Raw genomic sequence first — 14,377 nt, 5'->3', positions numbered from 1 at the left:
ATGAATCGCATAAGTATCTGATGCGGTTTGATCATTCGTCCGCGAGGCTACTCGGTTACTGGACACGAACGGGATTGAGCCCGAGCAGATCGAAGGCCGCCTCCTGGAGGGCGGTTGGTTTGGAGTGAAGGGTAAAGCGGTGCTTGGGGCGCGCGGGCACGTGCATGGTGTTGCGAGCGAGTGTTCCGAGATGCGCAATGAGGTCACCGAAGCTCATGACGCGCTGACCGTCTGCCGATCGCCTGGTTGTCTTCTTGACCTTGACGACGTCTGACGGTGCGGTGGCCGCAACTGGAGAAGTTCGCTCCGCTTTGGCTGCTGCCAGATCGGTGTCGTGGAACAACAGCGGCGCTAGGGCCTCCCGTAGGAGCCACTCGACATGGTAGGCGAGCATGCACAGGAAGACATGAGCCCGCACCCTGTCCGCGGTCCAATGACGGATCGGCCGGATTTCCAGATCGACGCTCTTCAGGGATCGGAATGCCCGTTCGACGTGCGAGAGATCCTTGTAGGCCTGAACTGCTTCTGCGGCATTCAGATGCTCGGCAGGCATGCTGGTTCGGATCACATAGATGCCGTCGAGGCGCGCCTCTGCCTCGATCTGATCGAGCCGTCTATGCCAGGAGAGATGACCATCGCGGATCGTAACGACGAAGTGCTTGGCCATCTTTCTTTTGTTAAGAACCGCGCCGACCGCCAGACCTATTTCGGCAGCGTCACGCAAGGGAGCGTTCCTGCGCCGGACCTTGGCTTCGATCCGGGCCAGTTCGCGTTCAGTCACTGCTAACAAGTCCTCACGCTTGCGCGCCCGTTCGGCGGCGAGGTCGTGATTGCGGCACGCGATCAGCCGTTCGCCTGGGAACATGTCCGGCGCGCTGATTTCGGCGAGATCGCGATCATCGAACAACGACAGCTGTAACGGCCCATTTTCCGCGGCCAGCGCCTGCACCGCCGGTGCACGCAGGCAGGTGATCCAATCGAGATTCGCGGGCCTAAGTTCGTCGCGAATGCGGGCCGAGGTGATCATGCCGCGATCTCCGACCAGCACCAGACGACTGATCCTGAAGCGATCCTTCACCTTCTCGATCTGCGCGCTCAAGGTTGAGGGATCCGCGGTGTTGCCGTCGAACACCTCCACGGCGATCGGCAGTCCCTCGCGTGTGCAGAGCAGCCCATAGACAATTTGCGGCCGGTCCTTGCGGTGATCCCGGCTGTGGCCATAGCGCGCCAGCGGGCAGCAGCGGCCCTCGAAGTAAGATGAGCTGACGTCATAGAGGACCAGCACGCCGTCTTCGAGATGCCGCCGCGCCAAGCCATTTTCGACGCGGCCCTGACGTTCGAGCAGCCAATCCAGCGCCTCATAGGCCTCCCGCTCCTTGACCCGGCCAAGGTGCAAGACCGCGCCCAGACTCGATACCGCCGTCTCCTCATCGATCGCGCGGACAAAGCCCAGCTTCGATCGTGGCGCAATCAACCGATCAACCACCATGGCGACAACGAGATCGCAGCAGCGTCGCGAGGCCGGATCCTTCGCCGCACCCAGAATCAACCGGTCGAGGCCAATCTTGCGGATCATTCCAAGCGCCGCCGCAACATGGCCGTGCGGCAATGAGCGCTCGACTTCCAGTTCCTGCGGACCAGTGCCGATGACCGTTCCGCCCTTCAGCACCGCCTTCAACGTATCGATCATATCACGCGGCAGCTTGCTGAGATTGGCCAACGTCCGCTTCTGCGAACGGCCTTGCTCGTCGCGATAACTCTCCCGCAGCAACACCGCAGGCGGAGAGTCTCGATTGGGCACCATCTCGATGAACATGCCCGAATCGAATCATATCCTCGCCGATTTGGGAATCCCCTTACATGGACACAATCACAGGATCATTCCCACCCTAACCCACTGCACTGACTCAAGTCTCTCCTGACGACACGAGCAAACTTCGGGCTAGAAATTGACGCCGAAAACCAGCCGCGCCTGGTGGCGTTCGAAATTGACGAGATCCAGCGCCGCGTTCGATCCGGCCTGATGTCCCCACGCCTGAATGCCCCAGGTGGCGGTCAGCCGCGAGCGCGGCGACAGTTGGAAATAAGCGGTCGGGCCGATGAACAGCGCCTGGCCCGCGAGTTGTTCCAGGCCAATCCCCTCGTATCTTCGGAAGTATCGCGCCTCTCCTCCGAGAAAAATGCCCGGACGTACTTGCGCCATCAGACCGAACGCGGCGCCCACGGTGGATTCCTGCTCCGCCGCGCCGGTGCCGGCCAAGCGGATCCATTCCGGCTGATAGGTCAGATTGAGTGCGGCGACCGCCACGTTTGGAATCACCTCCCGGTCGACCGCCAGCGTAAAATCCGTGCCGTAATTCCGCACCACCGCAGCGGTCGTCTCGTCGACGCGGTCGGCGTGGGTTTCCATCGCAAGGGTGAGTCCGAAGGGTGCTGCGTCCTTGTCGAGAAATCGGTAGCGGAAGTCGACGGAAACGCCCTGCCAGGATAATTCGCGGCGATCGTCAAAACCCATCACGCCATTGATGTCGTGCGCCGCAAAGCTGGTTCCCATCTCGACGCGAAAATTATTGGCGGGCAGGAATTCCAGTTCGAGTTGCTGGCCGACCGCGCGATAGTTGCCGCCGTTCTTGGTAAATCGTCCGGTGGTCTCGCTCTGGAATTCGCGTTCGCCGACGGTGCCGACATCGGTGCCGATCATAAATCCGAACAGATGCTCGGTATCGATGCCCTCGGCACGAACGCCGCCCGCGAGCAACGCCGAGAAGCACACCGTCGCGGCCCGGAACGTCTTTGCACTGATGGGCATTCACATTCCGAAAGCCATTGGGATGAATGGAAGGAGACAGCACCGCTGCCGACACCTCACCCTATCACAATGCCAGAACCGGCGGCTAGCAATCGGAACGCTTGATCGCGGCGTTCAGATCGGCTGCAATGCGGGGACTTAAACCTTGGACCTGGCCTTCGACCCGGCCGCCCAGCAACAACAATTGGGAGAAGCGACCAAATGGCAAAAGTTCTCGTGCTGTATAAAACGCCGACGGATCCTGCAGCTTTCGACAAATACTACGCCACGATTCATATTCCGCTTGCGAAGCAAATTCCTGGCCTGAAGCGATACGACGTCAGTACGGGTGTGGTCAGAACGCCGGCCGGCCCGAGCGGAGTTCACCTGGCCGCGGAGCTGAATTTCGACTCGTTGGATGCGCTCGCCGCCGGCATGGCGTCGCCGCAGGGACAGGCCGCAGCCGCCGATCTCCCCAACTTCGCAACCGGCGGGGTGGATCTCTATCTGTACGATTCAAAGGAAGTGTGAGGGCTTTGCCGCTGTGCTGAGGCCGTGCGTGTAATGCGCCCGTGGGCCGGACGCCTGCCCGACTCCGAGCGGCGGATTGCCGCTGGAGCCGGGCAGATCGTTTCGAATGCAGACTATTTGCGCGCGGCGCAGGCGTACATGTTGATTTCCATGCCCACCGGCACTTCGACAATCTTCGGAGTTTTCCAGGTCATTCCGATCTCCCAACTAGCTTGCAAGTAGTTTGGCGCGATGTCGCGCCGAGGTTGAACCTAGGGCGGCCTCGGAAACAGCGCAAGTACGGAACAGCGCAGGCCAAGCACCTTTGAGAGCCGATACTTCTCTCTTGGACAAAACCATTTCTCTCTTGGACAAATTTCGCTCGGACAAAGCGCGACAGGATATGATTGCCGCAATCGCCGGTCGAACGCGGGTTTCGGGTGGAAAGAGAAATCAAGGCGGTGTTCGATCGCGCGCTTCTCCATTCACGCAGTGCCGCAGCGTCGAGATCTTGCGAGGCCACCATGGGAATCCCGTACGGAACATCGATCGTCTTCATCTTCGCCATCTGTCTCACATGGTCCGCGGCCGCCCAGAATGCGCGATCGCCTGAGCAGCCCGCACCGAACGCGACCGTCCAGCAGGAAACGCTGACCGGCAAGGAGCGGCTCGGGCCGAAGTGGACGGACGAGCAGCGGATCGACAATTGCAAGGTGCCGGTCGACAAGCGAGGAACCAAGCCACGGTCGAGCGCCTGTCCCCCTATTCCTACGGGATGAACGGGCACCGGCCAATGCGCGACACCGGCGCACGAACGACGCAGCGAAGCGGCACGCGCGGAATTCGCCGGACCGGCACCGGAATTCAGGCTGGCCTGATCTCGATGGTGCTGATCGCGCTTGCGTGCTCGCGCACTCAGGCCGACGAGCCATCCGTCACACCGGCAATGCTGGCTCGTATCGGCGAGGTCGACGCACGTTTCCAGTCCTACAACATCGAAATGGTCGAAGTGACCGGCGGAAGATTCTGGAAGCCGTACGGTCCGGATCGTTTCGAAGCCGGCTCGGACCTGTTTGCGCAGCGTGCACCGATCGATCTGACCAACACTCGGCTGCGAAAACTCGCCACCGCGTTGGCTCCGGCCTATCTGCGTGTCAGCGGAACCTGGGCGAACGCCACCTATTTTGCGGATTCGGCCACGGTCCCATCGGCGCCGCCGGCTGGATTCAACGGCGTTCTGACCCGTCAGCAGTGGCGCGGCGTGATCGATTTCTCGCGCGCCGTCGGAGCACGGATCGTGACGTCGTTCGCCGTCAGCCCGGGCACCCGCGACGCGGCCGGCGTATGGACGCCAGATCAGGCGTCCCGCCTTCTCGCCTATACCGCCTCGGTCGGAGGCCATATCGCGGCCGCAGAATTCATGAACGAACCAAACGTCGCAGCGCCGGGCGTAGCGGCGACCACCGACGATGCAGCGGCGTACGGACGCGACTTCACGATATTCCGTTCGTTCATGAAGCGTGAAGCGTCCGACGTCCTGATCCTTGGCCCGGGCATGGCGGGTGAGACGGATGCTGCCGCACGCCTGCTTGCGGCATCCGGGCTCGGCCTGGATGTTTTCTCGTACCATCACTATGGCGCGTCGTCCGAACGATGCACCGGCACCCGCCCCTCGGATGGTGCGCTTTCGGAACAATGGCTGGCGCGAACCGACCAGACGCTGAATTTCTATCGCCGGCTTCGCGACCGTTTCGAGCCGGGCAACCCGATCTGGCTGACCGAGACCGCGGAGGCTGCCTGCGGCGGCAATCGCCTCGCCGCCACATTCCTCGATACTTTCAGATATCTCGACCAGCTTGGACGATTGGCGAAGGCCGGCGTTCAAATCGTGATGCACAACACGCTCGCGGCGAGCGATTACGGCCTGCTCGACGAGAAAAATTTTGTACCCCGGCCGAATTACTGGGGCGCGCTGCTGTGGCGGCGTCTGATGGGAACGACCGTGCTCGAGTCCGGCGTGCCGATCCAGGCCGGCCTTCACGTCTATGCGCACTGCCAACATGGCACGCCTGATGGTGTCGGCCTGCTGGTGATCAACACTGACCGCGATGCAGCGCGCGTGCTCAGGCTTGACGCTGCTTCGGAGCGCTACACGCTGGATACGGCAATGCTGGACGACGGCGCCGTGCGCCTGAACGGCCACGCGCTCGAGCTGAGCACAACGGATGATCTTCCGGAGATCACCGGTGATCGGACGCCCGCCGGCCCGCTGATATTCGCGCCAGCGACCATCACCTTCCTGGCCATTCCCGCCGCGGCCAACGCTGCCTGTCGCACGCGCCGTTAAAACGGCGAGTACCATCAACTCGCCGGATCAATCCGGCACGGGACGCCATACGCGACCGATCAGACGCCGCCGGGTTGAACGTAGCAAAACACGTATCTGTTGCGGCTCAGGAATACGATGCCATGGCCGGTTGGATTCGATCGATCCCATTTCAGCTTGTTGTTCGGGATTTCAATTTCCGTTCCGGCCTCGATGTGCGGTCGACCTCGCGGTTCATCGGGCCGATCATCGGTGATGGTCGCATAGGTTTTGCCGTCGCGGACATGGACCTCATCAGCCCAATAGGCATCGGCCTCGCCGCAGCATGACGCACTTGGAACGTCCGGCTGCATCAGCGCCTGGTACCATTGCTTAAGTGAGGGATCGACGGCGTCCCATTGGCCGAGATCGCGGGCGCTAACATTTGTATTCAAGTAGCCGAAAATACTGAGAAAAAGGATGATGTGCTTCATCCACCTCGCTCCTGGTTTTCCGGCGAGCTAGACAAAGCAATGTTCGTGCCGCGAATCAGTCGCGAGTCCCATAAGCAACCCAAATATTGTTGGGTGGCCGGAGTGGGCCTGATCCTGTGCTCGCGGAGCAAAAGCCTCCGAGTACCGCAGGTTGTACCAGCAATCTGGTATCCCACATCGGGTTGCAATCGCATTTCGCTTTCGCTTGCGTATTGACGCTTTCACCTTTCGGGAAGATTGTTGGCGCGCAGCGTCAGCATAGGCGCGCAAAAAAATTATTGGGAGGTAACAAATGAAACGCCTCGCGCTTGTCGCCAGCCTTGTCATATTCGCGCCATTCGGGGCGAACGCTCAGACGTCAGATCAATTGATCAAGGGTGCGACCGATACGGCGAACGTCCTCAACTACGGCATGGGCTATAATCTGCAGCGGTACAGTCCGCTGACGCAGATCAACAAGGATAACGCCAAGAATCTCGTTCCGGTCTGGAACTACAGTTACGCCGATGACCGCAGCGAGGAGTCGCAGCCGCTGGTTTATCAGGGCGTTCTCTACGTCACCACCCACGCCGCCACGATGGCGGTCGACGTCAAGACCGGCAAGCAGATCTGGAAGACCAAGGTCGAGTATCCACCGGAGACACCGCGCCTCACATGTTGCGGCATCATCAACCGCGGCGCCGCCATTTTCGATGGCAAACTATTCCGCACCACGCTCGACGCCAATGTCATCGCGCTCGACGCCAAGACCGGCAAGGAGCTCTGGCGTCAGAAAGCGGCCGAGATCAAGGAAGGCTATTCGATGACGGTGGCGCCGCTGGTCGCCGACGGCGTCATCCTGACCGGCATCTCCGGCGCGGAGTTCGGCACCCGCGGCTTCATCGACGGATGGGATCCGGCGACGGGCAAGCATCTGTGGCGTACCCATACGATTCCTAGTCCGGATGAACCCGGCGGCGACACCTGGAAGGGCGACACCTGGAAACTCGGCGGCGGATCGACCTGGATCACCGGCTCCTACGATCCGGAGCTGAACACGGTCTATTGGGGCATCGGTAATCCCGGACCGTTCAATTCGGCGGTACGTCCCGGTGACAACCTCTTCACCTGCTCCGTCCTCGCGCTCGACCCGAAGACCGGCAAGACCAAATGGCACTATCAGTTCTCGCCGAACAATCCGTTCGACTACGACGCGGTCGCCGAGATGGTGCTCGCCGACATGACCATCGAGGGCAAACCGACCAAGGTGCTGATGGATGCCAATCGCAACGGCTTCTTCTACGTGCTCGACCGCACCAACGGAAAACTGCTCGCGGCTAATCCATATGTGAAGGTCAATTGGGCTTCCGGCATCGACATGAAGACCGGCCGCCCGATCGAGACGGATGTCACGAAGGATGCGCGCGACGGCAAGAAGGTCGTGGTGTATCCGTCGATCCTCGGCGGCAAGAATTGGGAACCGATGTCGTTCAATCCGCAGACCGGCCTCGCCTACGCCAATACGCTGGCCTTCGGCGGCCACTACAAGACCGAACCCGTCACCTACAAGGCCGGCGAATGGTATCTCGGCATGGATCTGACCGATCTGTGGGACTGGCCGCAAGGCGATGAACCGCGCGGCCACCTCAAGGCCATCGATCCCATGACGGGAAAAACCAAGTGGGAAGCGCCGAGCGCGATCCCGCGTTTCTCGGGCGTGATGTCGACGGCCGGCGGAGTCGTGTTCTCCGGTCAGCTGACCGGCGAATTTGAAGCCTTCGACGCCGACAGCGGTAAGAAGCTGTGGAGCTTCCAGACCGGTTCCGGCATCGAAGGACAGCCGGTGACCTGGCAGCAGGACGGTGTGCAGTATGTCGCGGTCTCCAGCGGCTACGGCGGCGTCTATTCGCTGTTCTCCGGCGACGAACGGCTGGCCAAGGTGCCGACCGGCGGGTCATTGTGGGTCTTCGCGGTCAAGAACTGAGCGCGGATCGCACGTGACGAAGAGAGTATCCAAGCGGACGGTGGCGTATTTCGCCGCCGTCGCGGCGACTGCTGTCGCGCAAATGACGATGCCGGTTGCCGCACAACAGGCAGGCGGCGATCAGGCACAAATCGATCTGGGCAAGAGAACCTATGCCCAGAATTGCTCGCACTGCCATGGCCCCAATATGGTCAACTCCGGCACGATCACGCCGGACTTGCGCACATTTCCGGACGACAGGATGCGCTTCGTCACCACGGTCAAACAGGGCAAGAATGGTAAGATGCCGCCTTGGGGCGATATTCTGAGCGAAGACCAGATCGCCGGTATCTGGGCCTTTGTAGCGAGCCGGAGGAATCCATGAGGGCCTGGCTTGCGGCATCTGCAGCGGTGCTTCTGCTTAGCGTGACGGCCATGACGGCCGCACGCGCAGCCGATGAGCCGTTGAAAGTCTGTCTCGACGAAGACCTGCCTCCGCTTTCGGCGCATCATCGCGGCCAACCCGACAGCGGGTTCGATGTCGCGCTCGCCCAGGCGATTGCGGACCGGCTCGGCCGGCCGCTCAAAATACAGTGGTTCGAAAGCAAGCTTGACGAGGATTCGAGCCCGGCGCTCGAAGCCAATGCGCTGCTCTCGGACGGCCGCTGCGCGCTGGTCGGCAGCTATGCCTTCACCAGGGACTCGCTGGTGGCGCCCGGCGTCAAGACCGCAAAGCTACCCGATTTCGAGGGCATCACCCCGCCCGATCGCAAGCGGCGGATTCCGATCGGCGTGCTCGCGCCAAGCCAGCCCTATGTCTATTCGCCGCTGACGGTCGTCCTTGGTCCCAAGGCGCGCGACCGCAGAATCGCTGATGTCGGCGACCTTGCCGGACTTCGCATCGCCATCGAAAGCGGAACGCTCGGCGACGCCATCCTGATGACGTTCGACAACGGACGACTGATCGACGACATCACGCATCTGGTCCCGGGCCGCGACGACCTGCTCGGCGCCGCCGACCGCGGTGACTTCGATGCGACCATGCTCGACTTGCGCCGGTTCGACGCCTATCGCGCCGCGCATCCCGAGACCAAACTTGTCGGCTCCGGATATTATTATCCAATCGGCGTCAATCGTGGCTATGTCGGCCTCGCCAGCGACCCCACTCTGCTTGCCGAGGTCAACAAGGCGCTTTCCGATTTGCAGGGCACAGGAACCATCGCTGAGTTTGGCCGGACGGCGGGCCTCACCTACCTCGCCCCCCGCGAGCCGATCATTCTCGGCGATGTCTGGCTGAAGATACTTCAGAAGTGAGGGCGGATTAGTCGCGGCATTCTACGGCGCGGCGGTTGCCGCAAACCTCATGCACGCGGAGCGGATATCCCGTTCCCTAGGGAACTTCCGGCGACAGGCCGGCGTGCTGCGCCTTGTGGATGGCAGAGGGAACAAATCCAAAATATTTGCGGAAGACGCGGCTGAAATGGGATGAGCTCGAAAAGCCCCAGGAGAATGCCACGTCCGTGATCGTCTTTCCGGCCTGCGTCTCCAGCTCGTGGCGGCAGTTCTGCAGCCTTGTCTGCCAGATATAATCGCTGACGGTCATGCCGCGGTCGCTGAACAGCATGTGCAGGTAGCGCTTGGTGCAGCCCAGGGCCGCGGATATCTGATCGATGGTCAGATCCGGATCGCGCAGATGTTCGCGGATGAAGCCCTGCGCCCGCACATACATCGCCTCGGGACCGACACGATCGAACATCGTGTCGGCCTCGCGCAGCGGCAACAGCAGCAGATCGATCAGCGAATCGGCGACGCCGGCGGCGTTGTTCGGTGACAGCTTGGTCGCCTCGTCGAACACGGCATGCACGAAGTCATGGGCAATGCGGCCGGTGCCGGTGCGCGCCGAAAGCTTGCACGCCGACATCTTCGACAAACGGAAGCCGCGCTCCAGCAGCAGCTCCTTCGGCACGATGACGACTTCATGCCGCGTGTGGGCCGGACTGACGATGGTATGCGGGCAGGATACATCGTAGGCGAGGCAATCGCCCGGCATCACCACGATGTGGCGGCCATTCTGTTCGAAGTAGGAAATTCCGTGGGTCTGGAACAGGATCTTGACGTAGGGATGTTCGCTTAAGCGTGCCCGCGAAATGGTATGCGCGATCCGGTGCTGGCTAGCCTCGATCTGACAGAGCTTCAACTTCGAAACGGTCGTATAGTTGACCCGTCCTTCGAACGACGACGCCTCCATCGGATCGACGTCGAAGTGACCGCAAAGATCGGTCAGCGCATCTGTCCAACATTGGATCTGCTGCTTCGGCGCCAATCCGGAGGTGCTGAGTGAACGGACTGTATCAGACATTAGCCAGCCACCGATTCGAGATCAGAACGTGAGGCGCGCCACATGAGCGCGATCACGGTGAAGCGTCATTTATCTCAATATTTAAAGCGGTCTTGGGGTTTGAGCAGATTCCGTCCCGGTATCCATTTGATAATCCTCCGACTTAGTTTCGGCCCCGTCAAGGGGAACCTAACCGCGGGTTGCGCGTTTGGAGCACGCTCCAGAACGCTGCCGCATCGCGCGGGGTGGAGGCGCCGCCAGCAAAATCCATAGCCGAAAGCTAAATAGTTCGTCTGGTTTCGCTTACGAGCAAACCGGCTTCGCTCTTGGGCAAGTTTCCCGTTTTCGAACGGGATAGGGATATGAACCAAGAAAATAGAAGAACTGGGCCGCTCCGCGGAAACCCACAGCTCATAAATGGGAGGATTTGACGATGCGCAAGGTGCTATTTGCGACCGGTCTTGGCGCGATGGCGGCGTTCGCCGCAGGAAGCGCTACAGCCAACGAAGAACTCAACAAGATGTCGCAGGACCCCAAGGGCTGGGTCATGCCGACGGGTGACTACGCCAATACGCGTTACTCCAAGCTCAACCAGATCAACGCGGCCAATGTCGGCAAGCTGCAGGTCGCCTGGACCTTCTCGACCGGCGTGCTGCGCGGCCACGAAGGCGGACCGCTGATCATCGGCAACATGATGTACGTCCACACCCCGTTCCCCAACAAGGTCTATGCTCTTGACCTTTCCAAGGACAACCAGATCATCTGGAAGTACGAACCGAAACAAGATCCGAACGTCATCCCGGTGATGTGCTGCGACACGGTCAACCGTGGCGTCGCCTATGGCGACGGCAAGATCTTCCTGCATCAGGCCGACACCACGCTGGTTGCGCTGGATGCCAAGACCGGCCAGGTGGTATGGACCGCCAAGAACGGCGATCCCAGCAAGGGCGAGACCGGAACCTCGGCGCCGATGGTGGTCAAGGACAAGGTGCTGGTCGGGATTTCCGGCGGTGAGTTCGGCGTCCAGGCGCATATGACCGCCTACGACATCAAGACCGGCAAGCAGGTCTGGCGGGCGTTCTCGGAAGGACCGGATGACCAGATCCTGGTCGACCCCGAGAAGACCACCGCACTCGGCAAGCCGGTCGGCAAGGATTCCAGCCTGAAGACCTGGCAAGGCGATCAGTGGAAGATCGGTGGCGGCGCCACCTGGGGCTGGACCTCCTACGATCCCGCGCTCAACCTGGTCTATTACGGATCGGGCAATCCCTCGACCTGGAATCCGAAACAGCGTCCCGGCGACAACAAATGGTCGATGACGATCTGGGCACGTGATCCGGACAGCGGCATGGCCAAGTGGGTCTATCAGATGACGCCCCATGACGAATGGGATTATGACGGCGTCAACGAGATGATCCTGAGCGATCAGGCGGTCGGCGGCGCGCCGCGCAAGCTGCTGACGCATTTCGATCGTAACGGCCTCGGCTATACGCTCGACCGCGCCACCGGCGAATTGCTGGTTGCCGACAAGTACGATCCGAAGGTCAACTGGACCTCCGGCGTCGACATGGACAAGAACTCGCCGACCTACGGCCGTCCGAAGGTTGTCGATGCGTACTCGACCGACAAGCAGGGCGAGGACCACAACAACAAGGGTATCTGCCCGGCCGCGCTCGGCTCCAAGGACGAGCAGCCGGCAGCCTACTCTCCGGACACCCAGCTGTTCTACGTGCCGACCAACCACGTCTGCATGGACTATGAGCCGTTCAAGGTGAGCTACACCGCCGGCCAGCCCTATGTCGGGGCGACGCTGTCGATGTATCCGCCTCCCGGCGAGACCAACATGGGCAACTTCATTGCTTGGGATGGCAAGACCGGCAAGATCGCGTGGTCGAACAAGGAGCAGTTCTCGGTCTGGTCGGGAGCGCTTGCGACCGCCGGTGGCGTCGTGTTCTACGGCACGCTGGAAGGCTACCTGAAGGCGGTCGATGCCAAGACGGGCAAGGAACTGTACAAGTTCAAGACCCCGTCCGGGATCATCGGCAACGTCACGACCTATGAGCAGGGCGGACGGCAGTATGTGGCCGTGCTGTCCGGCGTCGGCGGCTGGGCGGGTATCGGCCTTGCGGCCGGTCTGACCGATCCGACCGCGGGCCTCGGTGCCGTCGGTGGTTACGCTGCGCTGAGCAACTACACCGCGCTCGGCGGAGCCCTGACGGTGTTCGCGCTGCCGCAGTGAGCTGAACCTCGTTCCGGCGCATGGGTGGTTTCCCATGCGCCGGTTCGTCTCCATCTGACATCGAGGACAAGCTCTTGCGTAACATCCGGTTTGTGGCTGCTGCGATCATCCTCGTGGCATCAGGAAATACTGTCTTCGCCGAAGACGCGGCGGATCCGACCGCCGTCAAATCCGAGGACGGCAAATATCTGGACAAGGAAGGCAACCCGACCTTCAAGGTCGCCGCCGACGGCACCGTGGACTGGTACACCTATTCCGGCTACCGCCGTTATCATTCGGAATGCCACGTCTGCCACGGCCCTGACGGAATGGGATCGACCTACGCGCCGGCATTGAAGGACTCGCTCAAGACCATGAGCTATGCCGACTTTCTCGGCGTGGTCGCAAGCGGCCGCAAGAACGTCACCTCGTCGCAGGAGAACGTGATGCCCGCGTTCGGCGATAATCCAAATGTCGCCTGCTACATGGATGACCTCTACGTTTATCTGCGGGCCCGCGCCAATGATGCCGTCGGACGCGTGCGTCCGGCGAAGCACGAAGACAAGACCGAGGCCTATACCAAGGCGGAAAATTCGTGCATGGGCCACTGAACGTGCCAGGGACGGATCGAAGTGCGGATAACGACATGTTTTACGGTTTGGAGATACTACGATGAAGACACGCGCCGCCGTCGCCTTTGCGGCAAAGAAGCCGCTCGAAATCGTCGAGCTTGATCTGGACGGCCCGAAGGCCGGTGAAGTCCTTGTCGAAATCAAGGCGACCGGAATCTGCCACACCGACGCCTACACGCTCGACGGCTTCGACAGCGAAGGAATCTTTCCTTCGATCCTCGGCCATGAAGGCGCCGGTATCGTTCGCGAGGTTGGTGCGGGCGTGATTTCGGTGAAGCCGGGCGATCACGTGATCCCGCTTTACACGCCCGAATGCCGCCAGTGCAAAAGCTGCCTGAGCCAGAAGACCAACCTCTGCACCGCGATCCGCGCCACCCAGGGCAAGGGGCTGATGCCCGACGGCACCTCGCGCTTCAAATACAAGGGTGAGACCGTCTTCCACTATATGGGCTGCTCGACGTTTTCGAACTTCACCGTGCTGCCGGAAATCGCGGTGGCGAAAATCCGCGAAGACGCTCCCTTCGACAAGAGCTGCTACATCGGCTGCGGCGTGACGACCGGCGTCGGCGCCGTGGTCAACACCGCCAAGGTCACGCCCGGTTCGAATGTGATCGTGTTCGGGCTCGGCGGAATCGGACTCAACGTCATTCAGGGCGCCAGGATGGTGGGTGCCGACAAGATCATCGGCGTCGACATCAACGATTCCAAGGATAATTGGGGCCGCCAGTTCGGCATGACGCACTTCGTCAATCCGAAAAAGGTCGAGGGCGACATCGTCCAGCACCTGGTGACGCTCACGGATGGCGGCGCCGACTACACCTTCGACTGCACCGGCAATACCACCGTGATGCGCCAGGCGCTCGAGGCGTGCCATCGCGGCTGGGGCGTCTCGGTGGTGATCGGCGTGGCGGAATCCGGCAAGGAGATCGCCACCCGGCCGTTCCAGCTCGTGACCGGCCGGGTGTGGAAGGGCACCGCGTTCGGCGGCGCCCGTGGCCGCACCGACGTGCCGAAGATCGTCGACTGGTACATGAACGGCAAGATCCAGATCGATCCGATGATCACCCACACTCTCAAGCTGGAGGAGATCAACGAGGGATTCGACTTGATGCACGAGGGCAAGTCGATCCGATCGGTCGTCGTATTCTAA

14 protein-coding genes are annotated in these 14,377 nt (G+C 61.2%); 9 read left to right on the top strand and 5 right to left on the bottom strand.

All coding sequences use genetic code 11. The annotated features are described in order from the left end of the window. Positions 1-55: 55 nt before the first annotated feature. Positions 56-1,816: an IS1634 family transposase gene (locus tag V1289_RS39645; protein WP_334395305.1), complete on the bottom strand. Its 1,761-nt coding sequence runs from the start codon at positions 1,814-1,816 to the stop codon at positions 56-58. Positions 1,817-1,942: 126 nt separating this feature from the next. Further along, positions 1,943-2,809 carry a hypothetical protein gene (locus V1289_RS39640; protein WP_334404519.1) on the bottom strand — a complete coding sequence of 289 codons (867 nt, stop codon included), beginning with the start codon at positions 2,807-2,809 and terminating at the stop codon, positions 1,943-1,945. Between the two features lie 201 nt (positions 2,810-3,010). Between V1289_RS39640 and V1289_RS39635 the strand changes: the two genes are divergently transcribed. Continuing rightward, positions 3,011-3,319: an EthD family reductase gene (locus V1289_RS39635; RefSeq protein ID WP_074280955.1), complete on the top strand. Its 309-nt coding sequence runs from the start codon at positions 3,011-3,013 to the stop codon at positions 3,317-3,319. 113 nt (positions 3,320-3,432) lie between these two features. Here the strand turns inward: V1289_RS39635 and pqqA are convergent, their stop codons facing one another. After that, the gene (gene pqqA / locus V1289_RS39630; protein ID WP_035721241.1) at positions 3,433-3,513 is read right to left on the bottom strand and encodes a pyrroloquinoline quinone precursor peptide PqqA; all 81 of its coding nucleotides are present in this window, start codon (positions 3,511-3,513) and stop codon (positions 3,433-3,435) included. Positions 3,514-3,822: 309 nt separating this feature from the next. Here pqqA and V1289_RS39625 point away from each other — a divergent pair, with 309 nt between their 5' ends. Then, a complete protein-coding gene (locus tag V1289_RS39625; RefSeq protein ID WP_334404515.1) occupies positions 3,823-4,077 on the top strand; it encodes a hypothetical protein in 255 nt (84 codons plus the stop codon). A 14-nt stretch (positions 4,078-4,091) separates the two neighbouring features. Beyond that, the gene (locus V1289_RS39620) at positions 4,092-5,645 is read left to right on the top strand and encodes a hypothetical protein (RefSeq protein WP_334404513.1); all 1,554 of its coding nucleotides are present in this window, start codon (positions 4,092-4,094) and stop codon (positions 5,643-5,645) included. 59 nt (positions 5,646-5,704) lie between these two features. On the opposite strand, the gene V1289_RS39615 is transcribed toward V1289_RS39620, so the two are convergent. Then, complete coding sequence (locus tag V1289_RS39615; protein WP_309183937.1) at positions 5,705-6,097, bottom strand: hypothetical protein; 393 nt, start codon at positions 6,095-6,097, stop codon at positions 5,705-5,707. A 292-nt stretch (positions 6,098-6,389) separates the two neighbouring features. On the opposite strand from V1289_RS39615, the gene V1289_RS39610 reads away from it, so the two are divergent. From V1289_RS39610 to V1289_RS39600, 3 genes are read left to right on the top strand one after another with little or no spacing between them, the layout of a single operon-like run. Then, on the top strand, positions 6,390-8,060 hold the full coding sequence (locus tag V1289_RS39610) for a methanol/ethanol family PQQ-dependent dehydrogenase (protein WP_334404509.1): 1,671 nt from the start codon (positions 6,390-6,392) through the stop codon (positions 8,058-8,060). 13 nt (positions 8,061-8,073) lie between these two features. After that, positions 8,074-8,424: a c-type cytochrome gene (locus tag V1289_RS39605; protein WP_334404507.1), complete on the top strand. Its 351-nt coding sequence runs from the start codon at positions 8,074-8,076 to the stop codon at positions 8,422-8,424. Then, complete coding sequence (locus V1289_RS39600; RefSeq protein WP_334404505.1) at positions 8,421-9,353, top strand: substrate-binding periplasmic protein; 933 nt, start codon at positions 8,421-8,423, stop codon at positions 9,351-9,353. The genes V1289_RS39605 and V1289_RS39600 overlap by 4 nt, the downstream gene beginning before the upstream one ends. Positions 9,354-9,429: 76 nt before the next feature. On the opposite strand, the gene V1289_RS39595 is transcribed toward V1289_RS39600, so the two are convergent. Further along, the gene (locus V1289_RS39595; protein ID WP_334404503.1) at positions 9,430-10,398 is read right to left on the bottom strand and encodes a helix-turn-helix domain-containing protein; all 969 of its coding nucleotides are present in this window, start codon (positions 10,396-10,398) and stop codon (positions 9,430-9,432) included. Between the two features lie 412 nt (positions 10,399-10,810). Between V1289_RS39595 and xoxF5 the strand changes: the two genes are divergently transcribed. The 3 genes from xoxF5 to V1289_RS39580 all read left to right on the top strand — a co-directional run bounded on the left by xoxF5 (position 10,811) and on the right by V1289_RS39580 (position 14,377). Further along, entirely contained in the window at positions 10,811-12,616 is a 1,806-nt protein-coding gene (gene xoxF5, locus V1289_RS39590; RefSeq protein WP_334404501.1) for a lanthanide-dependent methanol dehydrogenase XoxF5, read from the top strand. Between the two features lie 74 nt (positions 12,617-12,690). Beyond that, complete coding sequence (locus tag V1289_RS39585) at positions 12,691-13,206, top strand: c-type cytochrome, methanol metabolism-related (protein WP_334404499.1); 516 nt, start codon at positions 12,691-12,693, stop codon at positions 13,204-13,206. Between the two features lie 61 nt (positions 13,207-13,267). Continuing rightward, complete coding sequence (locus tag V1289_RS39580; RefSeq protein ID WP_334404497.1) at positions 13,268-14,377, top strand: S-(hydroxymethyl)glutathione dehydrogenase/class III alcohol dehydrogenase; 1,110 nt, start codon at positions 13,268-13,270, stop codon at positions 14,375-14,377.

The sequence above is a fragment of the Bradyrhizobium sp. AZCC 2289 genome (genome assembly GCF_036924615.1).
Classification (GTDB): domain Bacteria; phylum Pseudomonadota; class Alphaproteobacteria; order Rhizobiales; family Xanthobacteraceae; genus Bradyrhizobium.
The sequence above is the reverse complement of the archived record's forward strand: the minus strand, read 5'-3'. Positions and strand labels throughout refer to the sequence as shown.

Coding starts and splice junctions, on each gene's coding strand:
- V1289_RS39645 (WP_334395305.1), bottom strand. CDS start 1,816: ATGTTCATCGAGATGGTGCCCAATCGAGACTCTCCGCCTGCGGTGTTG.
- V1289_RS39640 (WP_334404519.1), bottom strand. CDS start 2,809: ATGCCCATCAGTGCAAAGACGTTCCGGGCCGCGACGGTGTGCTTCTCG.
- V1289_RS39635 (WP_074280955.1), top strand. CDS start 3,011: ATGGCAAAAGTTCTCGTGCTGTATAAAACGCCGACGGATCCTGCAGCT.
- pqqA (WP_035721241.1), bottom strand. CDS start 3,513: ATGACCTGGAAAACTCCGAAGATTGTCGAAGTGCCGGTGGGCATGGAA.
- V1289_RS39625 (WP_334404515.1), top strand. CDS start 3,823: ATGGGAATCCCGTACGGAACATCGATCGTCTTCATCTTCGCCATCTGT.
- V1289_RS39620 (WP_334404513.1), top strand. CDS start 4,092: ATGCGCGACACCGGCGCACGAACGACGCAGCGAAGCGGCACGCGCGGA.
- V1289_RS39615 (WP_309183937.1), bottom strand. CDS start 6,097: ATGAAGCACATCATCCTTTTTCTCAGTATTTTCGGCTACTTGAATACA.
- V1289_RS39610 (WP_334404509.1), top strand. CDS start 6,390: ATGAAACGCCTCGCGCTTGTCGCCAGCCTTGTCATATTCGCGCCATTC.
- V1289_RS39600 (WP_334404505.1), top strand. CDS start 8,421: ATGAGGGCCTGGCTTGCGGCATCTGCAGCGGTGCTTCTGCTTAGCGTG.
- V1289_RS39595 (WP_334404503.1), bottom strand. CDS start 10,398: ATGTCTGATACAGTCCGTTCACTCAGCACCTCCGGATTGGCGCCGAAG.
- xoxF5 (WP_334404501.1), top strand. CDS start 10,811: ATGCGCAAGGTGCTATTTGCGACCGGTCTTGGCGCGATGGCGGCGTTC.
- V1289_RS39580 (WP_334404497.1), top strand. CDS start 13,268: ATGAAGACACGCGCCGCCGTCGCCTTTGCGGCAAAGAAGCCGCTCGAA.